General features: G+C 71.5%; 24 protein-coding genes. 8 read left to right on the forward strand and 16 right to left on the reverse strand.

Features of this window, described 5'->3' with window-relative positions:
- Nucleotides 1-29 precede the first annotated feature (29 nt).
- Nucleotides 30-2,531 (forward strand): glycoside hydrolase family 3 C-terminal domain-containing protein, encoded by a 2,502-nt coding sequence (locus CU044_RS12905; RefSeq protein ID WP_240045537.1) that lies wholly within the window; start codon nt 30-32, stop codon nt 2,529-2,531.
- Between the two features lie 111 nt (nt 2,532-2,642).
- Here CU044_RS12905 and CU044_RS12910 read toward each other — a convergent pair whose 3' ends face one another.
- The gene (locus tag CU044_RS12910) at nt 2,643-3,614 is read right to left on the reverse strand and encodes an aldose epimerase family protein (RefSeq protein WP_129768686.1); all 972 of its coding nucleotides are present in this window, start codon (nt 3,612-3,614) and stop codon (nt 2,643-2,645) included.
- A 95-nt stretch (nt 3,615-3,709) separates the two neighbouring features.
- Nucleotides 3,710-4,552: an SGNH/GDSL hydrolase family protein gene (locus CU044_RS12915; protein WP_240045539.1), complete on the reverse strand. Its 843-nt coding sequence runs from the start codon at nt 4,550-4,552 to the stop codon at nt 3,710-3,712.
- A 425-nt stretch (nt 4,553-4,977) separates the two neighbouring features.
- On the opposite strand from CU044_RS12915, the gene CU044_RS12920 reads away from it, so the two are divergent.
- From CU044_RS12920 to CU044_RS12930, 3 genes are all read left to right on the forward strand, one after another.
- The gene (locus CU044_RS12920) at nt 4,978-5,472 is read left to right on the forward strand and encodes a DUF3145 domain-containing protein (RefSeq protein WP_129768688.1); all 495 of its coding nucleotides are present in this window, start codon (nt 4,978-4,980) and stop codon (nt 5,470-5,472) included.
- Nucleotides 5,473-5,505: 33 nt separating this feature from the next.
- Complete coding sequence (locus CU044_RS12925) at nt 5,506-6,381, forward strand: NAD(P)-dependent oxidoreductase (RefSeq protein ID WP_129768689.1); 876 nt, start codon at nt 5,506-5,508, stop codon at nt 6,379-6,381.
- A 169-nt stretch (nt 6,382-6,550) separates the two neighbouring features.
- Nucleotides 6,551-7,576 (forward strand): hypothetical protein, encoded by a 1,026-nt coding sequence (locus CU044_RS12930; RefSeq protein ID WP_129768690.1) that lies wholly within the window; start codon nt 6,551-6,553, stop codon nt 7,574-7,576.
- A gap of 126 nt (nt 7,577-7,702) precedes the next feature.
- On the opposite strand, the gene fabF is transcribed toward CU044_RS12930, so the two are convergent.
- The 5 genes from fabF to CU044_RS12955 all read right to left on the reverse strand — a co-directional run bounded on the left by fabF (nt 7,703) and on the right by CU044_RS12955 (nt 12,608).
- Nucleotides 7,703-8,965, reverse strand: coding sequence for a beta-ketoacyl-ACP synthase II (gene fabF / locus CU044_RS12935; protein ID WP_129768691.1), 1,263 nt, complete (start codon nt 8,963-8,965; stop codon nt 7,703-7,705).
- 98 nt (nt 8,966-9,063) lie between these two features.
- Nucleotides 9,064-9,315, reverse strand: coding sequence for an acyl carrier protein (locus CU044_RS12940; protein ID WP_129768692.1), 252 nt, complete (start codon nt 9,313-9,315; stop codon nt 9,064-9,066).
- A 66-nt stretch (nt 9,316-9,381) separates the two neighbouring features.
- Entirely contained in the window at nt 9,382-10,383 is a 1,002-nt protein-coding gene (locus CU044_RS12945) for a ketoacyl-ACP synthase III (protein ID WP_129768693.1), read from the reverse strand.
- Between the two features lie 12 nt (nt 10,384-10,395).
- Complete coding sequence (locus tag CU044_RS12950; protein ID WP_129768792.1) at nt 10,396-11,337, reverse strand: ACP S-malonyltransferase; 942 nt, start codon at nt 11,335-11,337, stop codon at nt 10,396-10,398.
- An 89-nt stretch (nt 11,338-11,426) separates the two neighbouring features.
- Nucleotides 11,427-12,608 (reverse strand): helix-turn-helix domain-containing protein, encoded by a 1,182-nt coding sequence (locus CU044_RS12955; RefSeq protein ID WP_129768694.1) that lies wholly within the window; start codon nt 12,606-12,608, stop codon nt 11,427-11,429.
- A gap of 96 nt (nt 12,609-12,704) precedes the next feature.
- On the opposite strand from CU044_RS12955, the gene CU044_RS12960 reads away from it, so the two are divergent.
- Nucleotides 12,705-13,397 carry a pirin family protein gene (locus tag CU044_RS12960; protein WP_129768793.1) on the forward strand — a complete coding sequence of 231 codons (693 nt, stop codon included), beginning with the start codon at nt 12,705-12,707 and terminating at the stop codon, nt 13,395-13,397.
- A gap of 24 nt (nt 13,398-13,421) precedes the next feature.
- Here CU044_RS12960 and CU044_RS12965 read toward each other — a convergent pair whose 3' ends face one another.
- Both CU044_RS12965 and CU044_RS12970 read right to left on the reverse strand, forming a co-directional pair.
- Nucleotides 13,422-14,243, reverse strand: a complete 822-nt coding sequence (locus CU044_RS12965; RefSeq protein ID WP_129768695.1) for a serine hydrolase domain-containing protein — start codon at nt 14,241-14,243, stop codon at nt 13,422-13,424.
- A gap of 2 nt (nt 14,244-14,245) precedes the next feature.
- On the reverse strand, nt 14,246-14,728 hold the full coding sequence (locus CU044_RS12970; protein WP_129768696.1) for a GNAT family N-acetyltransferase: 483 nt from the start codon (nt 14,726-14,728) through the stop codon (nt 14,246-14,248).
- An 86-nt stretch (nt 14,729-14,814) separates the two neighbouring features.
- Between CU044_RS12970 and CU044_RS12975 the strand changes: the two genes are divergently transcribed.
- Entirely contained in the window at nt 14,815-15,279 is a 465-nt protein-coding gene (locus CU044_RS12975; protein WP_129768697.1) for a MerR family transcriptional regulator, read from the forward strand.
- A gap of 6 nt (nt 15,280-15,285) precedes the next feature.
- Nucleotides 15,286-16,302 carry an aldo/keto reductase gene (locus CU044_RS12980; RefSeq protein ID WP_129768698.1) on the forward strand — a complete coding sequence of 339 codons (1,017 nt, stop codon included), beginning with the start codon at nt 15,286-15,288 and terminating at the stop codon, nt 16,300-16,302.
- A gap of 50 nt (nt 16,303-16,352) precedes the next feature.
- On the opposite strand, the gene CU044_RS12985 is transcribed toward CU044_RS12980, so the two are convergent.
- The 7 genes from CU044_RS12985 to CU044_RS13015 form a co-directional block, all read right to left on the reverse strand.
- Nucleotides 16,353-17,564: an acyltransferase gene (locus tag CU044_RS12985; protein WP_129768699.1), complete on the reverse strand. Its 1,212-nt coding sequence runs from the start codon at nt 17,562-17,564 to the stop codon at nt 16,353-16,355.
- Nucleotides 17,561-18,619, reverse strand: a complete 1,059-nt coding sequence (locus CU044_RS12990) for an alpha/beta hydrolase (RefSeq protein WP_129768700.1) — start codon at nt 18,617-18,619, stop codon at nt 17,561-17,563. The genes CU044_RS12985 and CU044_RS12990 overlap by 4 nt, the downstream gene beginning before the upstream one ends.
- A 333-nt stretch (nt 18,620-18,952) precedes the next feature.
- The gene (locus CU044_RS12995; protein WP_129768701.1) at nt 18,953-19,633 is read right to left on the reverse strand and encodes a response regulator transcription factor; all 681 of its coding nucleotides are present in this window, start codon (nt 19,631-19,633) and stop codon (nt 18,953-18,955) included.
- Nucleotides 19,630-21,024 (reverse strand): sensor histidine kinase, encoded by a 1,395-nt coding sequence (locus CU044_RS13000; RefSeq protein ID WP_129768702.1) that lies wholly within the window; start codon nt 21,022-21,024, stop codon nt 19,630-19,632. The genes CU044_RS12995 and CU044_RS13000 overlap by 4 nt, the downstream gene beginning before the upstream one ends.
- 123 nt (nt 21,025-21,147) lie before the next feature.
- On the reverse strand, nt 21,148-22,056 hold the full coding sequence (locus CU044_RS13005) for a DUF4429 domain-containing protein (RefSeq protein ID WP_193563952.1): 909 nt from the start codon (nt 22,054-22,056) through the stop codon (nt 21,148-21,150).
- 108 nt (nt 22,057-22,164) lie between these two features.
- Nucleotides 22,165-23,370, reverse strand: a complete 1,206-nt coding sequence (locus tag CU044_RS13010; RefSeq protein ID WP_129768704.1) for an alpha/beta hydrolase — start codon at nt 23,368-23,370, stop codon at nt 22,165-22,167.
- Nucleotides 23,371-23,507: 137 nt separating this feature from the next.
- Nucleotides 23,508-24,182 carry a TetR family transcriptional regulator gene (locus CU044_RS13015; RefSeq protein WP_129768705.1) on the reverse strand — a complete coding sequence of 225 codons (675 nt, stop codon included), beginning with the start codon at nt 24,180-24,182 and terminating at the stop codon, nt 23,508-23,510.
- Nucleotides 24,183-24,309: 127 nt separating this feature from the next.
- On the opposite strand from CU044_RS13015, the gene CU044_RS13020 reads away from it, so the two are divergent.
- Complete coding sequence (locus CU044_RS13020; protein WP_129768706.1) at nt 24,310-25,917, forward strand: MFS transporter; 1,608 nt, start codon at nt 24,310-24,312, stop codon at nt 25,915-25,917.
- Nucleotides 25,918-26,058 lie beyond the last annotated feature (141 nt).

The raw sequence follows: 26,058 nt of genomic DNA on the forward strand, positions 1-26,058 counted from the left end.
CGGAGAGACTTCGACGAGGAGGTACGGCAGTGGCAGACGCATCCGGCACCCCGGCCGGTCACGCACGCGAGGCGGCCGTCGAGGCGGCGCTCGGCAAGCTGGACCTGGACGCCAAGGCGAGGCTGCTGGCAGGCCAGGACATGTGGTCCCTGCCCGCGCTCCCGGAGATCGGGCTGGCGTCCCTGGTGATGTCCGACGGCCCGATCGGGGTCCGCGGGGTGCGGTGGACGGCGGACGACCCGTCCGTCGCGCTGCCGTCGCCGACCGCTCTCGCCGCCTCCTGGGATCCGGAACTGGCCCGCAGGGCAGGCCGCCTGCTCGCGCAGGAGGCCCGCCGCAAGGGCGTGCACGTACTGCTGGCGCCCACCGTGAATCTGCACCGTTCACCGCTCGGGGGCCGCCACTTCGAGGCGTACAGCGAGGACCCGTACCTCACCGGCGAGATCGGCACGGGCTATGTGCGGGGCGTCCAGGACGGCGGAGTCGGCACCACCGTCAAGCACTTCGTCGCGAACGACGCCGAGACCGACCGCTTCACCGTCGACAACATCGTCGCCCCGCGCCCGCTGCGCGAGCTGTATCTCGCCCCCTTCGAGGCCATCGTCGCCAACGCCCACCCCTGGGGCATCATGGCCGCGTACAACCAGGTCAACGGCGCGACGATGACCGAACACCGCTATCTCCAGAACGAGGTCCTGCGCGGTGAGTGGGGCTTCGACGGCTATGTCGTCTCCGACTGGCTGGCGGCACGCTCCACCGTCGGCGCCCTGCTCGGCGGCCTCGATGTCGCGATGCCGGGACCGCGCACGGTCTACGGCGAGGCGCTCGTCGCCGCCGTCCGCGCCGGTGAGGTGACGGAGTCCGCGGTCGACGACGCCGTACGGAGGGTGCTGCTGCTCGCCGCCCGGGTCGGCATCCTCGACGGCGCCCCCGCCGCCGTCACCGCCCTTCCCGCGCCGGTCGACGGCGACGCGCTCGCCCGTGAGATCGCGCGCCGCTCCTTCGTCCTCGTACGCAACGAGCCACGGGCACACGCCGGGGCGGCCGGAGACGACGACGCCGGCCACCCGGCCCTTCCGATCGATCCGGCGAGGACCGGTACCGTCGCGCTCAGCGGCGCCCCGGCGCGCGACGCCCGGGTGCTCGGCGGCGGCTCCGCCGTGGTCTTCCCCGACCATGTGGTCTCCCCGCTGGACGGCCTCACCGCCGCCCTTCCCGACGGCTCCCTGACCTACTCCCTCGGCGCCGACCCCAACGACGAACTCGTCGACGCGGGCACCGGCTTCGAGCTGACCGCCGTCTGCCGCGCGGCGGACGGACGGATCCTCGGGACCTCCACCGTCCCCGGCGGCCGGGTGCAGTGGGCGGGCAGCGACCTGCCCGACGGCGTCACCCACGAGGAACTGCACACCGTCGAGATGACGGGCACCTTCACCCCGCGCGAGAGCGGCGAGCACACCTTCGGCACGCGCGGTCTCGGCGGCTTCGTCCTCACCGTCGGCGGCCGGGTCCTCTTCGACGGTACGGAGGAACTCGTCGCCGCGTCCGACCCGTTCGAGGCGTTCTTCGGCCGGCGGGCGGAGCGCGCCCGCGCGGAGCTGACCGAGGGCGAGCGCGTCACCGTCTCGCTGCGGTACACCGTCCACAAGATCCCGGACGCCCCGATCAGGGCCGTCGCGTTCTCGCTGCTCCACCTCGGCCCACGGCACGACCCGGACGCACTGATCGCCGAGGCCGTCGAGGCGGCCCGTACCGCGGGCACGGCCGTCGTGGTGGTCGCCACCACCGAACGCGTCGAGTCCGAGGGCTTCGACCGCGAGAACCTCAGGCTCCCGGGCCGCCAGGACGATCTCGTGCGCGCGATCGCCGCCGTCAACCCGAACACCGTCGTGGTCGTCAACACCGGCTCCCCGGTCGAAATGCCGTGGCGCGAGGACGTGGCGGCGGTACTGCTCAGCTGGTTCCCCGGCCAGGAGGGCGGCGCCGCACTCGCCGACGTCCTGCTCGGCGCGGTCGAGCCGGGCGGCCGGCTGCCCACCACCTGGCCGGTCGCGCTGGCGGACGTACCGGTCTCGGCCACCACCCCGGCCGACGGCGAACTCCGGTACAGCGAAGGTGTCTTCATCGGCTACCGGGCCTGGGAGCGGTCGGGCGTGGCCCCCGCGTACCCGTTCGGCCACGGCCTCGGATACACCGGCTGGGAGTACGAGACGATCGCGGCCACCACGGACGACGCACGCGTACGGCTGCGCAACACCGGTATCCGCAAGGGGCGCGAGGTCGTCCAGATCTATCTGGCCCCGGTGGACGACACCGTGGAGCGCCCGGCCCGCTGGCTGGCCGGCTTCGCCTCGGTCGAGGCCGGACCGGGCGAGACCGTCGAGGTGCGGATCCCGCTGCGGCGCAGGGCCTTCGAGATCTGGGACGAGGAGTCCGGCTCCTGGTCGCTCGTCCCCGGTACGTACGAGGTCCAGGCGGGCCGGTCCGTCGCCGACCGCCGGCTGAGTTCCCTGGTGGACGCGCGGGCGTAGCGGGCGAGAGGGACGAGACACAGGGGAACGGACGAGACGCAGGGGCACGTACGCGACGTGACGGCCCCGGGGCGGACCTGACACCGCCCCGGGGCCGTACCCGTACCTCTTCTACCGGACGCCGAAACCGAACGTCGTGGTCGAGACGAACACCTCGCCCGGCCGCAGCACCGTGCTCGGGAACGCGGGCCGGTTGGGGGAGTCCGGGAAGTGCTGTGTCTCCAGGGCGATTCCGTCCCCGGGACCGTACGGCTCGCCGTCGAAGTGGTCGCCGGTGTAGAGCTGCATGCCCGGCTCCGTGGTGGTCACGGTCAGCACCCGGCCCGACACCGGGTCGTACAGCTCGGCCGCCGGATCCGTCCCGTCCAGCACGAAGTTGTGGTCGTAGCCCGAGCCCACCGGGCGCGGCGCGCGGAAGTCGAAGCGGGTGCCGCCGACCGGATCCCGCTTCCCGGTCGGTACGGCGGTGTCGTCCACCGGCGTGATGTGCCCCGCCGCGATGCGCAGTTCGTGGCCGGTCGCGGGGCCGCTGTCCGCGCCGCCCAGATTCCAGTAGGTGTGATTCGTCGGGTTCACATGGGTCGGGGCGTCCGTCACCGCGCGGTAGTCGATCCGCAGCGCGCCGTCCGCGTCCAGTGTGTACGTCGCCGAGATGTCCAGCCGGCCGGGGAAGCCCTCCTCGCCGTCGGGGCTGATCCGCGACAGCCGCACCCCGTGGTCCCCGGCAGGCTCCGCGTCCCACACGCGCCGGTCGAAGCCCCGCTCACCGCCGTGCAGACTGTTCGGCCCGTCGTTGGGCGCGAGCCGGTAGGTCCGTCCGTCGAGGGTGAAGGCCGCGCCCCCGATGCGGTTCGCGTACCGGCCCACCAGCGCCCCGAAGTACGGTCCGCCGGCGCCCAGATAGCCCTGGAGATCCGGGAAGCCGAGCACCACATTGGCGACGGTGCCGTTCCGGTCGGGTATCTCGACCGACTGCACGACGCCGCCGTACGTCAGCAGACGTAGCCGGGTACCGGCCCGTTCGAGGGTCCAGCGGTGGACGGGCGTACCCTCACCGGTCGCACCGACGCGCTCCGTGTTCATGGCAGTCACGATCGAGAACCCTACGCCCGGGAGCCCCGGGAAAACCCTGCCGGGGCCACCCGGGCTCCTCGAAGGCATCCGGCCGGGCCGCCGGGCTAGACGGGCGGCTTCACGGCCGTCACATTGCGGTACGCGATCTCCGCCAGCCGGCTCTGCCCGTCCTTGCTGGGATGGAACCAGTCCCAGTGGCTCAACTGGTCGCCCGTGAACCGGAAGTCGAAGACCGCACCGCCGTCGTACCGGCAGCGCGGATCCTTCGCGCACACGTCCTTCAGCACGTTGTTGTACGCCACGACCCGCTCGTACACCATGTTCCGCCGGTCCTGCGCCAGCTTGCTCATGTTCTGCGAGTCCCCGAGCATCGTGGCGCAGATCCCCAGCTTCCAGATCTGCCGGCCCAGCGGATTGCCCCGGCCGGTCGACCAGAGCCGCTTCAGATCGGGCACGCTCGACACATACACCTGCGCCTTGGGCGCCCCGGCACGCAACTGGCGCATCGACGCCTCGAACGACTTACGGAAGTCGGCGACCGGTGTCATCTGCTTCGCCGTGTCCTGGCAGGCGTCATTGGCGCCCACCATGATCGTGACCAGCTCGGGTTTGTTCTGCGCGGCCTGCGCCAGCTGGCCCGGGAGATCGGACATCTTGGCGCCGGTCGCGGCGTGGTTCCAGCTGCGCTCCTTGGCCGCCGGAGCGCCGAGCAGCCGCAGGGCCAGGCTGCGCACCTTGCTGTCCGTACCCGTCGACCAGGACACCTCCGGGCAGTCGGCGAGCACCACACACGCGTCGAAGCCACGGGTGATGGAGTCACCGACCGCCGCCACCGAAGCCGGGGCGCGGTTCCACAGGGGCGGGCGCGCGGAGGGGGCGGAGCGCTCGGCCTCCCTGTCGGACGAGGATCCGCCGAAGACGCCGCAACCGGTCAGCAGCCCGGTCACGGCCAGTAAAGTGGCGGTCGCGGCGGCTGTTCCGGCGCGTGACCGCCGCCCTCGGCCGTTCCGGGCCGGGCCGCGATCCCCGCTCCGACCGCCGCTCCCGCTCCGGCTCCGAAGGCTCTTCCGCATCAAGGTCCCTCCCGTTGGCGTCCTCTTTGGCATCCTTTTGAGAAGTCTGGCGTCGTCAGGCATCCGGTGGCGTCCTGCCGAGTGAAAGCTTCGCGCATATCGCCCCCGGGACCGACCGTACGTCACCGCGGGCACCCCGCCGCACGGTAGTTTTTCCACGTCGAACCAGAGGTGTCCGTTCTCTTGGCTCCGGTAAATTACATCACGTCACATGCTGTCCCTTTTGCGGAGTTTCACTCCCGATGCTGTTTACTGAGGCCGCTGGGAAAGGCGAACCTCGTCCCACACTGGAGGTCCCGGTGACGACACGTGGAGTTCTGTACATTCACTCCGCACCACGCGCGATGTGCCCGCACATCGAATGGGCGGTGGCAGGAGTGCTCGGTCTGCGGGTCCAGCTCGACTGGATCCGGCAGCCGGCGTCGCCGGGCACCTGGAGAGCCGAGGTCTCCTGGAAGGGCCGGGCGGGCACGGCCTCCGAACTCGCCTCCGCCCTGCGCGGCTGGCAGATGCTCCGCTTCGAGGTCACGGCGGAACCCTGCGCCACCGCCGAGGGCGAGCGCTACAGCGCCACGCCCGATCTGGGCATCTTCCACGCCGTCACCGGTATGCACGGCGACATCCTGGTCCCCGAGGACCGGCTGCGCGCCGCGCTCGCGCGCTCCCAGCAGGGCGAGACCCAGCTGGCGGCGGAGGTCGCCAAGCTGCTCGGCAAACCGTGGGACGACGAGCTCGAACCGTTCCGGTACGCGGGCGAAGGCGCCCCGGTCCGCTGGTTGCACCAGGTCGTGTGAGCGGGCGGGGCCCTCGCGTCCTACCGTGGTCCCATGGCTGATCACCTCGCAGTAGCTGTCCTCGGCACCGGCATCATGGGCGCCGCGATGGCCCGTAATCTCTGCCGCGCCGGACATGACGTCCGCGTCTGGAACCGCACCCCCGCCAAGGCCGAAGCGCTCGTCCCCGACGGCGCGCGGGCCTTCGCGACCCCCGCCGAAGCCGTCGCCGACGCGGATGTCGTCCTCACGATGGTGTACGACGGCCCCGCTGTCGTGGAGGCCGTGACGGCCGCCGGCCCGGGGCTGCGGCCCGGCGCCATCTGGCTCCAGACGACGACCGTGGGCGTCGGTGCCATCGCCTCACTCGCCGATCTGGCCCGGCATCACGGACTGGTCTTCGTCGACGCACCCGTGCTCGGCACCAAGGCCCCCGCTGAGAACGGCGAGCTCCTGATCCTGGCCGCGGGCCCCGGGGACGCGCGCGCCCCGCTCGCGTCCGTGCTCGACGCCATCGGCAGCCGTACCGTCTGGCTGGACGACGACGGTTCCACCGGCGCCGCCAGCCGTCTGAAGCTCGTGTGCAACAGCTGGGTGATCACGCTCACCAACGGCACGGCCGAGGCGCTCGCCCTGGCCAAGGGCCTCGACGTGGACCCGCGGTACTTCCTGGAGGCCATCGCCGGCGGCGGTCTGGACTGCGGTTATCTCCATGCCAAGTCCGCCGTCATCATGGACGGCGACTACACCCCGAGCTTCTCGGTCGCCACGGCGGGCAAGGACGCCCGGCTGATCGTGGAGGCGGGGGAGTCGGCGGGCGTACGGCTGGATGTGGCGGCGGCGTCCGCCGAGCGGTTCCGCCGGGCGGAGGCCCAGGGGCACGGTGACGACGACATGGCGGCGACGTACTTCGCGAGCTTCGACGGCTGAGGCGCCGCCGCTCTCTCCTTCCGCCCAAACCCCGTTCCCCCGATGGTGTGTTCGTCCCGCCGGTCCGGGCGTGTCGTTGTGTCCGGCTGAGACCCTTCGGATACGGCGACTTCGTGTGCGGGGCCTTTGTGTGTGGCGGCCTTAGTGAACAGGGGAAGGGGGAAGCGGTGTGACCACACCCGGAACGGACTGGGGTGCCTTTCAGTCGCTGGGAGGCACCCTCGTCGACGATCCGGCCGTGGTCGCCCGCCCGGACGGCCGGCTGATCGTCCTCGCCGAGGGCCGGAACCACACTCTCCTGTCCATCCGGCAGAACAGAGACCTGAGCTGGTCCCCGTGGACGGAGTTACCCGGGGCCCGGATCAGCGGGGTGCCCGCCGCGATCCTGGGCCGTGACCGACTGATAAGGGTCTTCTGGCGCACGCCGGGCGACGAGCTGTTCGCCGGCCGGATCCCGGGGATGCCGGGGATCCCGGGCGAGTCCGGCGCTCCCGCGGTCAAGGTGGCCGGTGGCATCGCGGGCGATCCCGCCGCGGTCCTCAACGCCGACGGGCGGATCTCGGTGTTCTGCCGGGGCACGGACCACACGGTCCGGTCGGTCAGCCACACCTCGGTGGCGTACGCCGTCTGGGCCCCCGCCGCCACGATCGGCGGAGCGGCCGAGGGTGTCCCGTGCCCGGTCCTGGCGGCCGACGGGCGGGTGGCGGTGTTCGTCCGGGGCGGTGACGACGAGCTGTGGATCTCGGAGCAGCGGATCCCCGACACCACCAGCGACTGGATCCCCTTCGAGCGGTTCGCCGGGACCCCGGCCCTCTCCGACCCGAAGGCCGCGCTCGACGCGGACGGCCGTATCCGGATCTTCTGGCAGGGCCGGGACGGAGCGGGCCGCTTCCTGGGCCGGCAGGGGGACTACGCCGCGTGGAACCCGGAGGGTCTGCTCAAGGGCGGCCTGGCGGGCGCGCCGTACCCGTTCCGCTCCCCGCTCGACGGCCGTCTGCGGATCTTCGCGACCGGCCCCGACCGCGCGCTCTGGGTCGCCGGGCAGAAAACCGTCAACAGCGACCAGTTCACGGACCTCGCCCCACTGAACGGCACTCTCGCGGGCGCCCCGGTCCCCGCGTGCCACCGCGACGGCCGGATCTCCGTCTTCGTGCGCGGCACCGACGGCGTGCTCCGGTACGTGACGCAGCACTAGCCCCTGTCCGGTCCGACAGGGTCCTTGGCCCGGTGCCGTGCGGAAACCGGAGACGCCCGGCCGGGAATCCCGGGCCGGGCGTCTCCGCGAAGGTTCGCCGGGAACCGCCGCGCGATCGGACCGTACTCAGACCGTACGCAGCGCCAGCACCACGTTGTGGCCGCCGAAGCCGAACGAGTTGTTGATCGCCGCGATCGTGCCGCTGGGCAGGTCGCGGGGGCCGTCGACGACGATGTCCGCGACGACCTCCTCGTCCAGGTCGTCGACGTTGATCGTCGGCGGGGCCTTGCGGTGGTAGAGCGCGAGGACCGTGGCCACGGTCTCGATACCGCCCGCGCCGCCCAGCAGGTGGCCCGTCATCGACTTCGTCGCGGAGACCGCGACATGGTCGAGATCGTCGCCGAGCACCCGGCGCAGCGCCTTGATCTCGGCGACATCGCCCTGCGGCGTCGACGTGGCGTGCGCGTTGAGGTGCATGACCTCGGCCGGCTTGAGGTCCGTCTGGTCGAGCAGGTTCTCCATGGCCTTGGCGATACCGCGGCCGGTGGGCTCGGGCTGGGCGATGTGGTGGGCGTCCGAGGACAGGCCCTGGCCCAGCAGCTCGCAGTAGACGCGCGCGCCGCGCTTGGCCGCGTGCTCCGCCGACTCCAGGACGATCACGCCCGCGCCCTCACCGAGGACGAAGCCGTCGCGGCCCTTGTCGTACGGGCGCGAGGCCTTCGTGGGTTCGTCGTTGTTCTTGGACATCGCCATCATGTTGGCGAACGCCGCGATGGGCAGGGGGTGGACGGCTGCTTCCGTACCACCGGCGACGACCACGTCGGCGCGGCCGGTACGGATCATCTCCACCGCGTAGCCGACGGCCTCGGCGCCCGACGCGCAGGCGGAGACCGGGGTGTGCACGCCCGCGCGGGCGCCCACTTCCAGGCTGACGTTGGCGGAGGGGCTGTTGGGCATGAGCATCGGCACGGTGTGCGGGGAGACACGGCGTTCGCCCCGCTCCTTGAGCACGTCGTACTGGTCGAGCAGGGTGGTCACGCCGCCGATGCCGGAGGCGATCACGGTACCGAGCCGGTCGGCGTCGACCGACGGGTCCTCCCCGGCCCTGGCGGTGTAACCCGCGTCCGCCCAGGCCTCCCTGGCCGCGATCAGCGCGAACTGCGCCGAGCGGTCCAGTTTGCGGGCGAGCGGGCGGGGCAGGACATCGCCCGGGTCGACCGCGGCGACCGCGGCGATACGGACCGGCAGTTGGGCGAAGCGTTCGCCTTCGAGGGGGCGTACTCCCGAGCGGCCCGCGAGCAGACCTTCCCAGGTCGTTGCGCTGTCGCCACCCAGTGGTGTGGTTGCGCCGATACCGGTGACGACCACGGTGCGATTGGTCGAGTTCACTGGAATTCTTTCTCCACGTGTAGAGGGTGCTGAATTTTTACGGCGCCACCACCGGGTGGCGGATGCCGCGCGATGGGTCAGCGCGAGAGGTCAGGCGGTCAGGCGGCCTGGTGCTTCGCGATGTAGTCGGCGGCGTCGCCAACCGTCTTGAGGTTCTTGACGTCGTCGTCCGGGATCTTCACGTCGAAGCGCTCTTCGGCGGCGACGACGACCTCGACCATGGACAGCGAGTCGACATCCAGATCGTCGGTGAAGGACTTGTCCAGCTGGACGTCCTCGACCGGGATACCGGCGATCTCATTAACGATCTCGGCGAGACCGTCGACGATCTCTTCCTGGGTGGCGGCCATGTTGGCGCTCCTTCGATGTTGAGCAGAGGGATATATCGGAACACGCTCCGGAAAGATCCGGTGTGCCTAGGGGAGGGTAACGACCGTCGCGGCGTAGGCAAGACCCGCCCCGAAACCGATGACGAGCGCGGTGTCGCCGCTCTTCGCCTGTCCGGTCGCCAGAAGCCGCTCCATCGCGAGCGGAATCGAGGCGGCCGAGGTGTTGCCGGTGGTTTCCACGTCACGGGCGACCGTGACATGTTCCGGCAGCTTGAGAGTCTTCACCATCGAGTCGATGATCCGCATATTGGCCTGGTGCGGAATGAAGACGTCCAGGTCGGCGGAGCTGATTCCGGCGGCGTCCAGCGCCTGCTGGGCGACCTTCGCCATCTCGAAGACGGCCCAGCGGAAGACCGCCTGGCCCTCCTGCGTGATGGCGGGGAACCTCTCCACCGTGCCGTCGCGGTAGGCGTCCCACGGCACGGTCTGCTTGATGGTGTCGGACTTGTCGCCCTCGGAGCCCCAGACGGTGGGGCCGATCATCGGCTCCTTGGCGGGTCCGACGACCACGGCGCCCGCGCCGTCGCCGAACAGGAAGGCCGTCGCGCGGTCCTCCAGATCGGTCAGGTCCGAGAGCCGCTCCACGCCGATGACCAGGACGTAGTCGGCCGAGCCCTCGACGACCATGCCCTTGGCCAGGGTCAGTCCGTAGCCGAAGCCGGCGCAGCCCGCGGAGATGTCGAACGCGGCGGGCCTGCTCGCGCCGATCTTGTCCGCGATCTCGGTCGCGATGGCCGGGGTCTGCTTGAAGTGCGAGACGGTGGAGACGATCACACCGTCGATCTGCTCCGGTGTGATCCCGGCGTCGGCGATCGCCTTGCCGGACGCCTCGATGGACATCGCGGCGACCGTCTCCTCCGGAGAGGCCCAGTGGCGGGTCGCGATGCCGGAGCGGGAGCGGATCCACTCGTCGGACGAGTCGATCGTTTCGAGGATCACCTCGTTGGGCACGACGCGCGTCGGGCGGTAGCCGCCGACGCCCATGATGCGCGCGTACGGGGCGCCCTTGCTGGGCTTGATCTTCGACATGCTCTCTGACTCCTATTCAGCCGTGGAGGAGTGCTCGGCGATCAGCGCGCGGGCCGCGTCGAGATCTTCTGGTTTCTTCAGCGCCAGGGTCTTCACCCCGGGCAGCGCGCGCTTGGCGATACCGGTCAGGGTGCCGCCGGGGCACAGCTCGATCAGCGCGGTCACGCCCCGCTCCTTGAAGGTCTCCATGCACAGGTCCCAGCGGACCGGGTTGGCGACCTGACCGACCAGGCCCGTCACGATCCCGGAGCCGGTGGAGACCGTCCGCCCGTCGCGGTTCGAGACGTACGGTACGACCGGGTCGGCGACGGAGACGGAACGCGCGGCCGTGTCGAGCTTCTCGACCGCGGGCGCCATGTGGTGCGTGTGGAACGCGCCGGCGACCTTGAGCGCCACCACGCGCCGTACGCCCTCCGGCTTGTCCGCCTCCAGCGCCGCGAGCTGCTCAAGGGTGCCGGCCGCGACGATCTGGCCCGCGCCGTTCACGTTGGCGGGCGTCAGGCCGAGCTTGTCGAGGTGCGCGAGGGTCGTGTCCCGCTCGCCGCCGAGCAGCGCCGACATTCCGGTCTCCGTGATCGCGGCGGCCTCGGCCATCGCGATGCCACGGGCGCGTACGAGCGACAGGGCCACGTCGTCGGAGACCACACCGGCCAGCGCGGTGGCGGCCAGTTCACCCACACTGTGGCCGCCCGTGACACCCACGTCGCGCGCCACGTCCTCCGTGGTGGGGAAGAGCTGGCGGGCGGAGAGCAGGGAGGCGGCGACCAGCAGCGGCTGGGCCACGGCGGTGTCCCTGATCTCGTCCGCGTCGGCGTCCGTGCCGTAGTGGACCAGATCCAGGTCGATGGCGGCCGACCAGGCCCGCAGCCGGTCTTCGGCGCCGGGCAGTTCGAGCCAGGGAGTCAGGAAGCCGGGCGTCTGAGCGCCTTGGCCGGGAGCGACGAGTACGAGCACCCTCACACTCTCTCTTGCGATGGGTCTTCATCGCCCGTGGGGAGGGGAACGAAGAACCGCTGGGGGAATTGTTGAAGTACCACAAAAGTCTAGATCTGCGTGTCTCCGCCGGCCAAGCGCCCCAGGATCAGGGCAATCCGCAGCGTGAACGCGGACCGTACATCGGAGGGTGACCATCCGGTGACGTCAGTCACACGTCGAAGCCGGTAGCGCACGGTGTTGGGGTGCACGAACAGCATCCTCGCCGCGCCCTCAAGACTGCTCGCCTGCTCCAGATAGACACTCAGAGTCTCCAGCAGCGCGGACCCCGCCTCTTCGAGCGGTCTGTAGATCTCCTCCACCAACTGGTCACGCGCGGCGGGGTCGGAGGCGATCGCGCGCTCCGGCAGCAGATCGTCGGCGAGCACCGGGCGCGGCGCGTCCTGCCAGGCGAAACACGCCTTGAGGCCGGCCGCCGCGGCCTGCGCGGATTTGGTGGCGGCCAGCAGATCGGGCATCACGGGGCCCGCCACGACGGGGCCCGGCGCATAGGGGCCGATCAGCGCCTTGGCGACCTGGAGCGGGTTGTCGCTGCCGCCCGCGATCACCACGAGCCGGTCGCCGAGCACTCCGGTGAGGACCTGGAGCTTGGCGTGCCGGGCCGCCCGGCGGATCGCCTCCACGGTCAGTTCGCTGTCCCCGTCCGGGGCGGTGCCGAGCAGGACACAGACATGCTCGGGGGAGTTCCAGCCGAGGGCCGCCGCGCGGGAGACGGCGCCCTCGTCGGCCTCCCCGGAGAGCACGGCGTTCACGACGAGCGACTCCAGCCGCGCGTCCCACGCCCCGCGCGCCTCGGCGGCCTGCGCGTACACCTGTGCCGTCGCGAAGGCGATCTCCCGCGCGTACACGAGCAGCGCCTCGCGCAGCGCGGACTCGTCGCCCGGGGCCGCGACCTCCTCGATCGCCGTCTCCATGACCTCGATCGTGGTCCGCACCATCTCGACGGTCTGGCGCAGGGTGATCGCCCGCGTCAGCTCGCGCGGGGCCGTGCCGAAGACATCGGTGGAGATCGCCTGCGGGGTCTCGGGGTGGCGGAACCACTCGGTGAACGCGGCGATACCGGCCTGGGCGACCAGCCCGATCCAGGAACGGTTCTCCGGCGGCATCGCGCGGTACCACGGCAGCGTCTCGTCCATACGGGCGATGGCGTTCGCGGCGAGCCGTCCTGAGGACTGCTCCAGCCGACGCAGCGTCGCGGGGTGCGGATGGGGTTCGTTCGAGGGTTCGGCCACGGGGTCAAGAGTGCCCTATCGGAGCCACCGCCTGCGGGGCCGGGGTCGGCGGGCGTCTCGTGCCGTCCCCGGTGGAGCGCCTACCGTGAAGGCGTGATTCTCGTACGGTACGCAGCGCAGCGCTCTGTCGGCGGCGACCCCTCGGCGGGCATCGAATCCCTGCACGCCCTCTCCTTCGGGCGCTTCTACGATCCGGACAATCTGCGCTTCGGCGCGGTCCTCGCCTGCAACGAGGAGCGGCTCGCCCCCGGCGCGGGGTTCGACGAGCACCCGCACAGCCATACCGAGATCGTCACCTGGGTCGTCGAGGGCGAGCTGACGCACCGCGACTCGGCCGGACACGCCACCGTCGTGCGGCCGGGGGACGTCCAGCGGCTCAGCTCGGCCGGCGGGGTGCGGCATGTGGAGCGCAATGACGGCGACCGGCCGCTGGTCTTCGTCCAGATGTGGCTCGCGCCGCTGGAACCGGGCGGCGAGCCCGCGTACGAGGTCGTACGGGGCATCGCCGACTCCACGCCGTACGCACTGCCGCGGGCCGGGGCCATGCTGCACGTACGGCGCCTGCGGGACGGCGAGCGCTCGGCCGTGCCGGACGCCCGCCATGTGTACGTCCACGTGGTGCGCGGTGAGGTACGCGTCGGTGGCGCGGGCGGGGCGGACAGCGGCGCGGACGGCGCGGCGGGGCCCGCGCTGGGGCCCGGCGACTCGGCGCGGATCACGGACGCGGAAGGGCTCGAACTGACCTCGGGCCCGGCGGCGGAGGTGCTGCTCTGGGAGATGTCGGGCTGAGGCCTTGGGGCTCCGGCCGGCGGCTCAGGCCGCCAGCTCCGCGAGGACCGCGTCGGTGAACGGCGGCCAGGCCGCGACCGCCCACGGCCCGAAGTCCCGGTCGGCCAGCGCCACACAGGCCGCCCCCGCGTCCGGGTCGACCCACAGGAACGTGCCGGACTGCCCGAAGTGCCCGAAGGTGCGCGGCGACGACGAGGCGCCCGTCCAGTGCGGGGACTTGGCGTCCCGGATCTCCAGGCCGAGACCCCAGTCGTTGTTCTTCTGGAAGCCGTAGCCCGGCAGCACCCCGGACAGCCCGGGATGGACGACCGTCATCGCCTCCAGAACAGTGCGCGCGTCCAGCAGCCGGGGCGCCTGGAGTTCGGCGGCGAACCGCGTCAGGTCGTCGACGGTCGAGACCGCGTCCCTGGCCGGAGACCCGCCCTCGGGCAGCGCGGTCGAGGTCATACCGAGCGGCTCGAACACGGCCTCGTGGAGATAGTCGGCGAACGCGATGCCGGTGGCCTTGGCGATGTGTTCGCCGAGCAGCTCGAAGCCCGCGTTGGAGTAGAGCCGGCGGGTGCCGGGCGCGTTGGCCACGCGGTGCTCGTCGAAGGCGAGACCGCTGGTGTGCGCGAGCAGATGACGGACGGTGGACCCCTCGGGCCCGGCCGGCTCGTCCAGCTCGACCGCCCCCTCCTCGTACGCCACCAGCGCCGCGTACGCGGCCAGCGGCTTGGTCACGGAGGCGAGCGGAAAGCGCCGCGCCGTGGGGCCGTACGACCCGACGACGGTGCCGTCCGCACGTACGACGGCGGCCGAGGCGTTCGTCACCGGCCAGTTCTCGATCATCGCCAGGCTCTGCATGGCTACGAGGTTAGCGAGAGCGTCAGCCGCATCGAGGGGTCGGGGGTACGGACGAAGCCGAGGGAGGCGTACAGCGGTTCGCCCTCGCGGGACGCGCGGAGATCGACCCGCCGGACGCCGCGGGTCCGGTACCAGTCGAGGAGCGCCTCCACACAGGCCCGCGAGTAGCCGCGACGGCGCAGGTCCGGATCGGTGGCGACACTGAAGACGTAGCCGCTGGTGCCCGTGGGGTTGCCGGGGCTGCCGAGCCGGTACTCGATCGTGCCGACCGCGCACGCGGCCAGCCCGCCCGGCAGGCCGGGACGGTCCACGACACAGGCCATGAGATCGCCGCCGGGACCCGTGAGCCTCTCGCGCAGGGACCGTTCCGCGCCGGGCTGCCAGCTGATGTCCGGGTCCGGCCCCCGGTGCGAGTCGAGCATCACCTTCCGCAGACGGACCAGTTCGGCGGCGTCGGCGGGGACCGCGGGGCGTGCGAGGCTCATGAGGCGGAGACTAATCCGCGGCGGCCGGAAACTCGCCGACTTTTCCGCTTGCTTCGAGTGCACTCGAAGGATCTAGCGTTGAGGGTATGACGCTGACGGAGAGCACCCCCGTACGGACGGCCCGCGTGGACGACTGCGCATCGGCGCCGCGCCCGCATCCGCGGCCCGACGGGGCGGCGCGCTACACGATCAGCGAGGTCGCCGCCTTCACCGGACTCTCGGCGCACACCCTGCGCTGGTACGAGCGCATCGGCCTGATGCCGCATGTGGACCGCTCGCACACGGGGCAGCGCCGGTTCAGCAACAAGGACCTGGACTGGCTCGCCTTCGTGGGGAAGCTGCGGCTCACGGGCATGCCCGTGGCGGACATGGTCCGGTACGCCGAGCTGATCAGGGTAGGCGAGGACACGTTCGAGGAGCGGCAGGAGCTGCTGGAACGGACACGCCGTGATGTCCACCGGCGGATCGCGGAGCTACAGGACACTGTCGCCGTACTCGACCACAAGATCAGCTTTTACGCGGGCGCCCGCAAGGCGTCGGAGAGGGTCTGAACCCCGATGAGTGACAGCAAGATCGAGAAGGTGCGGCTCGGTACCGGTGGACCGGAGGTCGGTGCGCAGGGGCTCGGCTGCATGGGGATGAGCCAGTCGTACGGACCGACGGACGCCGACGAGGCGCGGGCCACGCTGGAACGCGCCCTGGAACTGGGCGTGACGCTGTACGACACGGCGGACGTCTACGGGGCCGGGGAGAACGAGAAGTTCATCGCGCCGTTCGTCCGGGCGCACCGGGACGAGATCGTCCTCGCCACCAAGTTCGCCCTGAGCGTCGACCCGGCCGACCCCACCAAGCGGACGATCCGCAACGACGCGCCCTATATCCGCCAGTGCGTCGAGGGAAGCCTGAAGCGCCTCGGCGTCGACCACATCGACCTCTACTACATGCACAGGCGCGATGTGAACGTCCCCATCGAGGAGACGGTCGGCGCGATGGCCGAGCTGGTGCGCGAGGGCAAGGTCACCCACCTCGGGCTGAGCGAGGTCACCGGCGGCGAGCTGCGGGCCGCGCAGGCCGTGCACCCGATCGCCGCCCTCCAGTCGGAGTGGTCGCTGTTCAGCCGGGACATCGAGGCGAACGCCGTACCGGCCGCCGCCGAGCTGGGTGTCGCGCTCGTGCCGTACTCCCCGCTCGGCCGGGGCTTCCTGACCGGCGCGTTCGTCCACGCCGACCAGGAGCTGGGCGCCGACGACTTCCGTCGCCAGCAGCCCCGCTTCACCGGCGACAACGCCGCCGCGAACGCCGCGCTGCTCGACCCGGTACGCAAGATCGCCGAGGGCAGGAACGCCACCCTGGGGCAGGTCGCGCTGGCCTGGGTGCAGCAGCAGGCCGGGGTGCACGGCCTGACCGTCGTACCCATCCCGGGGACCCGCAAGCGGAGCCGGATCGAGGAGAACACCGCCGCCACGCGGCTCATCCTCACCGAGAGCGAACTGCGGCTGCTGGAGCCGATCGCGGGCCAGGTGGCCGGCGGCCGGTACACCGATATGTCGTTCACCTCGGCCGGCCGCGAGTAGCGGAGCGGTTCGACGCCCCGCGCGGGACCGGACCGGACCGGCGCTCGCGCTCACGCCAGGCCCAGTGCGAAGACCGCGAAGCCCGCCGCCAGCAGCCCCGCTGCCGCGCGGCGGGCCTTCGACGCGCGTGTCCCGGTCCGCCACGGGGCGTCGAAACGGCGCGCGTACCACCCGATGAGGACGAGCAGCGTCGCGAAGAGCGGCATCCAGGTCAGCCGTGCCACGATCCAGCCGAGGGAGTCGGGGGAGGTCGTCAGACCGGCCACCGGTCCGAGGAAGGACGCGGGCACGGCGGCGGCGAGCATCGCCGTCTGGTGCCAGCACAGGATCGTCATCGCGCACAGATTGATGACGACGACCGGCGCCCACAGCGCGGGCCTGCTCAGCAGCCGCCCGATCCGGTCGCGCAGCAGGATCGCCGCGCCGCTCTGCGCGGCGGCGAGGGCGAGCACCAGCAGGGACGGCGGATGCGAGTTGGTACGGGTCTCACCGGGCACGCCGACCATCGACGCCGGGTAGTGGAAGACGACCAGCAGCGCGGCGAAGAGCAGCGTGCCACCGATGAGCAGGACACGCGCCCCGCGCCGGCCGATCCGGCCCTCGCCCCAGGAGACTCCGAGCTGATACGCGAACAGCCAGCCGGGCAGGATGTTCACCATGCTCAGCCAGGACGGCATGGTGTCGGCGTAGGGGCCGTAGCGCAGGAAGTCGACGACGGCGACCGAGACCAGCAGGGGAGCGGCGGCCCAGCCGCCCGTACTGTGTGCGGCGCGCACACAGTACGGGGTCAGCGCGGTGACCACCGTATAGACCCCGACGAACCACAGGGGCTGGATCACCAGCGTCGATCCGGTGCGCAGGGTGGTTTCGGGCACGCCGAGCACGTACAGCAGCGGCATCGCCGCCGCCCAGACTGCGGTCACCCCGAGGACGGGCCTGCCGAGCCGCACCACGCGCTGCCGGAGCCAGGCGGCGGTCGTGGACGTCCGTCTGCGGTACGAGAGCACGGAGGCGTATCCGCCGACCAGGAAGAAGATGCCCAGCATCTGGAGCACCCAGCTCACCGGTGCGAAGCCGCCGAAGGCGGCGAGCGGGCTGGCGTTGTGCAGGGCGCCGCCGGCGTCCAGGGTGAAGCCGCCGAGCAGCCAGTGCCCGGTGGGTACGGCGAGCAGCGCGAGGGCGCGCAGCCCGTCGATCGCGCGGTCGCGGTGGGCGGGGGTCCGCGCCTCGATCTTCTCGATCGTTGTCGCCAGCGTCGTCATCGGACGTCTCCCCGTGTGATCCGGCCCTGGGCGATGGCGGCGAAGGCGCGGAGCGAGTCCGTGCCGGGAGCGAAGTAGCCGGTGTGGCCCTCGGCCAGTTCGGCGGGCACCCGGCGGGCGCCGAAGGACGGGTCGGTCGGGTCCTGGCCATGGCCCAGGCCCGCGATCTCGACGTTTGGGACCTTGGAGATCCAGTCGGAGGAGTCCTTGGCGGCCCAGACCCGTGCGTCGGTATGGAGGTCCGCCCTCTGTCCGGCCCGCATTCCAGGGGCGCCGAGCACCACGATGTCGGTGGCGTTCACCTCGGAGGCGGCGAGCCCGCACACCACGGCGCCGTAGCTGTGGCAGAACAGCGCGGGTTTCCCGGCCCCGGCGGCCGTGAGCCCCTGGGTGAACCGGGCCAGCCGGCCGGCCCCCGCCTCGGCGAGATCGCCGGTGGCCACGTCGAGACCGAACCCGACGGGGGTGGTGTAACCGGCCCACGCGATCACGGCGGTACGGCCGCCCGTCGCGGCCCGCAGCGACCCGGCCATTCCGGCGGGGGTGCCGTACGGATCGTTCGTACGGTCGAAGGTCGCCGCGTCGATGTCCGATCCCGGTACGACGACGGACACATGGCGGGCGGTCGCCAGATCCCCGTACACCTCGGCGACCTGGCCACGGCCGCGCGGGTCGAAGGCGAGGATCTGCCGGCCGGGCTCCGCGAGCCGCTCGTACCGGGGGTCGTGCTCGGCCCGTATCGCGCGGGAGTTGGCCTCGTACCGCAGGGCGACCGGCGCTCCGTCGAGATTGCCGACGACCAGCGGATGGCGCTGGACGAGCCGTCGGCTCTGACCGGGTGTCAGCGTGGCGAAGAAGCGGGCCACTTGGCCGGGCGTGGCGCTCGCCGGGTCGGGCAGTGCCCGGCCGAGCGAGTCGTCCGCGCGCCAGGCGGCGCTTCCCACGGGCGGCCCCGTGACGGCCCGTTGACTGCTGCCGGAGGCCCAGCCCGCTGTTCCCCCGACCATGGTCGTCGCCAGTGCGGCGGCGACCAGGGTCCTCCTGTAGCGGCGCATTCCCGTCTCCTTCTTCCCGCTCGTCCCTGAGGTGGCGAGGAGGAAGGTAGGAAGAGGGTGTGTGGCCGGACGTCACACCGGAGAGCCAACTGACATGTCATACCGGGGTAGCGGGGGTGCCGGTCCGTGCCGATGGGCGGAGTGTGCCGACGTGCGGCGATGGGCGGGGTGCGCCGACGTGCGGCGATGGGCGGGGTGCGCCGACGTGCGGCGATGCGCGGGGTGTGCCGACGTGCGGCGATGCGCGGGGTGTGCCGACGTGCGGCGATGCGCGGGTGTGCCGGTCCGTGCCGGTGCGAGGCGGCGCTTACGGACGCCCCCGGGCCGGACGGGTCAGGCGTCGCCCGGGGTCACCAGACCCGACTCGTACGCGAAGATCACCGCTTGCGCGCGGTCCCGCAGCGACAGCTTCGACAGGACCCGGCCGATGTGGGTCTTCACCGTCTGCTCGGCGACCACGAGATGCTCGGCGATCTCCTGGTTGGACAGCCCCCGGGCGATCAGTTCGAGCACCTCGGTCTCCCGGGGCGTGAGGCCGCGCAGCCGCAGCGAGGGGTCCTTGCGGCCACGGGCCGGGCGCTGCTGGGCGAAGTCCGCGATCAGCCGCCGGGTCACGGACGGCGCGAGCAGCGCCTCACCCGCCGCCACGATCCGTACCGCCGCGATGAGATCGGCCGGCGGCGCGTCCTTGAGCAGGAAGCCCGACGCCCCGGCGCGCAGCGCCTCGTAGACATAGTCGTCGACGTCGAAGGTGGTCAGCATCAGCACCTTCGGCAGACGCGTCACCCCCGTCGGCGGGTTCAGCAGTTCGCGGGCGGCGGCGAGTCCGTCCATCTCCGGCATCCGGACGTCCATCAGAACCACGTCCGGGTGGACCGAACGGCTCACCTCGACGCCCCGGCGGCCGTCGGGTGCCTCACCCACCACATCGATGTCGGCTTGCGCCGACAGCAGAGCGGCGAACCCCGCGCGCACCATGGCCTGGTCGTCGACGATGATCACGCGGATGGTCAAGGGGCGTCCTTCGGGGCCGGACCGGCTGTGCCGGTGAGGTCGGTGAAGCCGGTGTCGGCCAGCGGGAGCCGTGCGGCGACCCGGAAACCACCGTCCGGCAGCGGTCCGGTGTCGAGTGTGCCGCCGGTCAACCGTACGCGCTCGCGCATACCGATCAGGCCGTGGCCCGTTCCGCTGGTCTCCAGCGGTGAAGTGCGCTCGGCGCCGGGGCCGTTGACGATCAGGACGGTCAGCCAGTCGCCGTCGGAGACCACCGAGACCCGGGTCGGCGCGCCGGACGCGTGGCGCACGACATTGGCGAGCGCCTCCTGCACGATCCGGTACGCGGAGAGGTCCACGGCCGGCGGGACGGGTCCCAGCTCGGCGGGGAGCGACACCTCGGCCGGCACCCCCGCCCGTACCGTCGCCTCGACCAGCTGCTGCACCCGGTCGAGGCCGGGCTGCGGGGTGCGCTCGCTCTCCGTACCGTCGCTGCGGAGCACCGTGAGCAGCCGCCGCATCTCGGTCAGGGACTCCCGCGCGCTCGCCGCGATGGTGGAGAACTCCTCGCGCGCGGAGTCCGGCAGTCCGTCGATCCGGTACGGAGCCGAATCCGCCTGGACCGTGATCACCGACATGTGGTGGGCCACCACATCGTGCAGCTCACGGGCGATACGGGCGCGCTCCTCCAGCAGTGTGCGCCGGGAGCGCTCGGCCTCGCTGATGGTCTCCTGCTCCACCAGCCTGCGCTGGGCGTCCCCCCGTTCGCGCAGCGCCGCCGTCACGACGAGGACGACGCCGCTCAGGACGAACAGCAGCAGATGGCTGCCGTCGCTGCGGTCCTGCGAGATCAGCTCGAAGAAGAACCCGGCCGCGCCGGTCGCCAGCCAGACCGCGAGCAGGGTGCGGCGCGATTCGCGCAGCCCCAGACAGGCCATCAGCACCAGATAGCCGACGATCACCGTGGGGGTCCACGGCCAGGAGCGGCCCGCGAGACCGTCCGCGCTCTGCAACAGGATCGCGCCCACGACATCGGCGGTGAAGATGATCCACCAGGCCTGGAGGGGCCGGCTCACGGCGAGCAGCAGAGGCGCGGCCTGCGCGGTGGCCAGTGCCCCGGACCAGCCGCCGCCGAGCCGGTAGTCCTGCATGAGGACCGTGGTGGTGGTCGGCAGCAGGCTCACGGCGAAGCCGAAGAGCACCACGTAGGGCGCGAACCGCTGCCATCGCCTGGGCGCCCGCGCGAACAGCGGTTCGGTGGACTGCGCCGGCGTGCGCAGCGCACCGAAGAGAGCGCGCGCCGCGTCACGCCACACGGCGGTGCGCGGTGGCGAGGGCGGCGCCGAAGGCCGGGGCGGCGACGAGGGCCGGGGCGGGGCGGACGGCCGGGGCGGCGGGGCTGGGGTACTCATGACCCGTTCAGCCTAGGCAGCGCCGTACGGCCCGGCGTCATACCGAGGAGTCGGTCCTGATGTCATACCGCGGTATGACGCCATGCCCCGGGGAGAGCGCTACTCGGGGCGTACCCGTCCAGGTCACAGCTCCGCCAGCAGTTCCGCCTTCTTCGCGCTGAACTCGTCGTCCGTCACCAGGCCCGCGCGGTGCAGCTCGCCGAGATGCCGGATCCGCTCCGCCACCTCGGCCGGGTCGCGGCGGGCGGGAGCCACGGCGTTGACCGGAACGGCGGAGCGGCCCGTCGCCGCCGTTTGGACCGCCTCCAGAACCGCCGCCGCGAACGGCAGCGACTCATGCACCGGTCCGTAACCCGGCCCGAAGACGACGGTCGCCGGATCGTGGTCCGCCGGGGCGGGCCCCGGCCGCGGCCGCGCCGAGCACGGGTCGTCGCGCCGCAGCAGCCGCAGGTAGCCGTCGAAGCGTTCCGGGGAGCGCCACTCGACGCCCTGGAGCTCGCCGACCGGAAGACTCTGGTCGCCCGCCTTCCACTTGGCGGAGGAGGCGCCCGTCCAGAACCAGCGGAAGGACACCCGGTCCCCGTCGAAGGACGCCTTCGCGTCGTACGCCTTGAACTGGAGCGGTGGTTCCGGCGCGGTCACCAGGTAGCGCTCGGCGGGCTCCTGTTCGTCCCCTATGGCCCCGGCCCCGCGGACCCGGGCGAGCGCGGCCCGCAACTCGTCGGCGTAGTACTGGGCGAGGGTCTCGCGCTCGGCCGGCAGCAGCAGCCGGTACGGATCGCCGCTCGCCCTCAGCTGCCCGGCCGCCGCGTCCGTGAGCGGGTCGGCGCCGGCTCGGGGCACAGCGTGCAGCACCACCGTCCCGCGTCTGCCGGGAGTGAGCGTCACCGATGACAACGCCTCGTAGGGGACGCGGCGTTCGCCCAGCGCCTGAAAGAGCTTCGGCGTCCGGATCCCCCGTTCGAAGCGGATGAGCACGGAGTCGCTTTCGAACTCCCAGGTGGCATGGATCCCCTGAAGCACATCACCCATGTGCTTCATCGTAGGCGGCGGGCGCCCGCACGTCGCCTGCCCCAGAGGGGGAAATCTACGCGCGTCAGCTCGGAACTCCGTTCTCGCGCCGTCGCCGGCCCCCGGTTCTCAGTCGGTGTCCGGGATGCCGCTCCGGCAGGTGTCGGCGCCGTCCGCGCAGCTCACCGCGGGGTAGGAACCCACGCCGATCTCCGCGAAGTTGTCGAGGCTCTCCGTGCCCGGCTGGAAGTAGCCGGCGTGCCCGATCGCCCCGCGCGCCGAGATCACCCGTGCCCCGAAGCCCCGGGCCACCGGATCGGCGCCGTGGCCGAGACCGCCGACCGCCATGTACGGGACGTCCTGGATCCAGTCGTCACGGTCCCGCGTGGCCCACACGCGCGCCCTCGTGCGCAGCTGCGCCGCGTTGCCGACCCGCATCCCGGGGCTGCCCGCGACCGCCACGTCCGTCACCCTGCCCGGCAGGGCGTGCGCGGCGACGCCGCACAGTACGGAGCCGTAGCTGTGGCAGAAGAGCGAGACCTGTGACGTCCCCGGCAGCGCGGCGGTCAGCGCGGTCAGCCGTACGGCACCGTCCTCCGCCAGCTTGCCGATCGCCGCGTCCACGCCGAGACCGGCGGGCGCGGTGTAGTCGGCCCAGGCGATGACGGCGGTGCGGGTGCCCGCGTCGGCGCTCCGCTCGGCGGAGTACAGGGACGCGGCCATGCCCGCCGGCGCGCTGTACCAGCGGTGGGTCCGCTCGAACGTCAGCACGTTGGTGTCGACCCCGGGGACGATGACGGAGACGCGTTCGGCGCGGTCGAGGTCGCCGAGGACCTCGGCCGCCCGGCCCTTGCCCGACGGGTCGAACGCGAGGATCTGCCGGTCGTCGCCGAGCATCGACTCGAACCGGTCCACCCGGCGTCCCGCTTGCCGCCGGCCGTCGTCGGACAGTCGGGTGTCGCGCATACGGCGCTCCTCCACCGTGCGCGCCTGCATCAGGGCGATCCGGTTGGCGCGATACCGCAGGGTGACGGGGGCGCCGTTGAGGTTGCCGACGACCAGCGGGTACGTGGCGGCCAGCCGTTCCTGCTGCCCTCGGGTGAGGGAGGCGAAGAACGCGGCCAGCCGTTTCGGCGACGCGTCGGGACTCGGCAGGTGACGGACGCCTATCCGGCCCCTTTCCCACGCGCTGAGGGCGAGCTTCAGGGGCTCGCCGGGACCGCGCCGATTCGCCACGGCTGTCCAGCCGGTGGATGTCAGCATCACGAACACGACGGCGAGAGCGAGGAGAGCGCGCCATGCGTTGAGGGTGGGTGAGGAGTCGAAGGAAGTCACTACCGCTCAGCCTAGGACGAGCGCGGAGGCCCTCGTGACGAGGGTGAGTCAGCTCACGCGCCAAGGAGGATTGGACCGAGAGTAACCGCACCGAACGCGTAGGCGGCGCTACGCTCCGGCGCGTCGCGCAGCTGTCGTCAGGCGGGTCCGCGTTCCGTATCGCACTCCGGCGTCCGCCAGTTCCCGGCGAGCGCGGGGGTCAAGTGGTCGAGATAGGCCCGGGTGATCTCCTGGAGCGCCTCGACGCTGGCGTCCCGGCCCTGTCCCCAGAGCCGGCCGGCCACCCGCATGACGCCGGTGAACGCGGCGACGACGACCCGTGGCCGTGGATCGGTGTTCACGTCGAGGCCCTCGCGGTCCGCGATCAGCCGGGAGAGCACCTCCTCCAGCTCCGCGGTGCGCCGGAGATGAACGGCGACCAGGGCGGGAGTCGACTCGATCAACAGACAGGTACGCAGATACAGCTCGACCGGGACGATGGCTTCGAGCGCTTCGCTGACGGAACCCCAGGCCGACTCGACGGCGTTGCGCATCGCCTCGAACGGGGTCTCCTCGGCGGGCCGGGCGCGCAGCGAGTCGAGGAACTTGTTCTCGACCAGGTCCACGACGGCGAAGGCGGCCTCCTCCTTGCTGGTGAAATAGCGGAAGAAGGTGCGCTGGGACACTTCCACGGCGTCCGTGATCTCGTCGACGGTGGTCTGTTCGTACCCCTGGGTGGTGAACAGTTCGAGCGCCACACGTACCAGGGCCTCCCTGGTACGGCGCTTCTTGCGGGCGCGCAACCCGACGATCGTGTTCTGCCCGGGGGTCAACGCAATATCCTCATTCCACCGCTTTTTTACTACTTTATGCTGTGCGGTCTCACTGTGAGCCACGTGACAGTTACGTGCTTAAGGAATTGTTTGTCAACTGTCAGTGGCTGACACTAACGTGTGCGGTATGACTAGTCAGACCACTGTCGACAAGGCGCCGCCTTCGCCGGAGTCCCCGGGGCCGACGCCGTCCAAGGGGCTGCGCGGCCACCCCTGGCTCACGCTGTTCTCCGTGGCGATCGGCATCATGATGGTGGCGCTCGACGGCACCATTGTCGCGATCGCGAACCCTGCCATCCAGAAGGACCTCGGCGCCACTTTCGCCGATGTGCAGTGGATAACCAACGGCTACTTCCTCGCGCTCGCCGTGGCGCTGATCACCGCGGGCAAGCTCGGTGACCGGTTCGGTCACCGTCAGACCTTCCTCATAGGCGTCATCGGGTTCGCCGCCTCGTCGGGGGCCATCGGGCTGTCCGACAGCATCTCCCTCGTGATCACCTTCCGGGTGCTCCAGGGGCTGTTCGGCGCCCTGCTGATGCCGGCCGCGCTCGGTCTGCTGCGCGCCACCTTCCCCGCCGAGAAGCTCAATATGGCCATCGGTATCTGGGGCATGGTCATCGGTGCCTCCACCGCGGGCGGCCCGATCCTGGGCGGTGTGCTGGTCGAGCACGTCAGCTGGCAGTCGGTCTTCTTCATCAATGTGCCGATCGGTGTGATCGCCCTGATCATCGGCGGGCTGATCCTGCTGGATCACCGGGCGAAGAACGCCCCGAGGTCCTTCGACATCCTCGGCATCGTGCTGCTCTCGGGCGCCATGTTCTGTCTGGTCTGGGCGATCATCAAGGCGCCCGTCTGGGGCTGGGGCGACGGCAAGACCTGGCTCTTCATGGGCGCCGCCATCCTCTCCTTCGTGCTCTTCGCCTTCTGGGAGACGAAGGTCAAGGAACCGCTCGTACCGCTGGCGCTCTTCCGCTCCGTACCGCTCTCCGCCGGCGTGGTGCTGATGGCCCTGATGGCGATCGCCTTCCTGGGCGGCCTCTTCTTCGTCACCTTCTACCTCCAGAACGTGCACGGCATGAGCCCGGTCGACAGCGGCCTCCATATCCTTCCGCTCACCGGCATGATGATCGTCGGCTCGCCCCTCGCGGGCCTGCTGATCACCAAGACGGGGCCGCGGATCCCGCTGGCCGGTGGCATGGCGCTGACCGCGGTCGCCATGTTCGGCATGTCCACCCTGGAGATCGGCACCAGCAGCTTCACCATGTCGATCTGGTTCGCGCTGCTCGGCCTCGGCCTGGCGCCGGTCATGGTCGGCGCGACCGAGGTCATCGTGGGCAACGCACCGATGGAGCTGTCCGGGGTGGCCGGCGGAATCCAGCAGTCCGCCATGCAGATCGGCGGCAGCCTCGGTACGGCCGTGCTCGGCGCCGTCATGGCATCCAAGGTCTCCAACGACCTGCCAGGCAACTGGGCCGGGGCCGGTCTGCCGCCGCTCAGTCCCGCGCAGGCCGAGCAGGCCGCCGAGGCGGTCCAGGTCGGAGTGCCTCCGGTGGCGCCGGGCACGCCCGCCGCGATCGCCGAGAAGATCACGGGCGTCGCGCACGACACCTTCATGTCGGGCATGGGGCTGGCCTCCCTCGTCGCGGCCGGTGTCGCGGTGGTGGCGGTCTTCGTCGCCCTGCTGACGAAGCGCGGCAGCAACGCGGACGCCGCGGGCGCGGGGGTGCACATCTGACGTCAGCCCCCGGTTGACTTGACGTCAACTCAGCGCCCACGACAGCCCCGCCGTAACCTTCCGGCGGGGCTGTCGCCTATCCGGGTGGAGGTCGACGTTTCCCCTTCCCGTGGCCAAGCGCCGCAGGTCAGAGTGCGGTTG

It is taken from the genome of Streptomyces sp. L-9-10, from assembly GCF_004151105.1.
Lineage (GTDB): Bacteria > Actinomycetota > Actinomycetes > Streptomycetales > Streptomycetaceae > Streptomyces.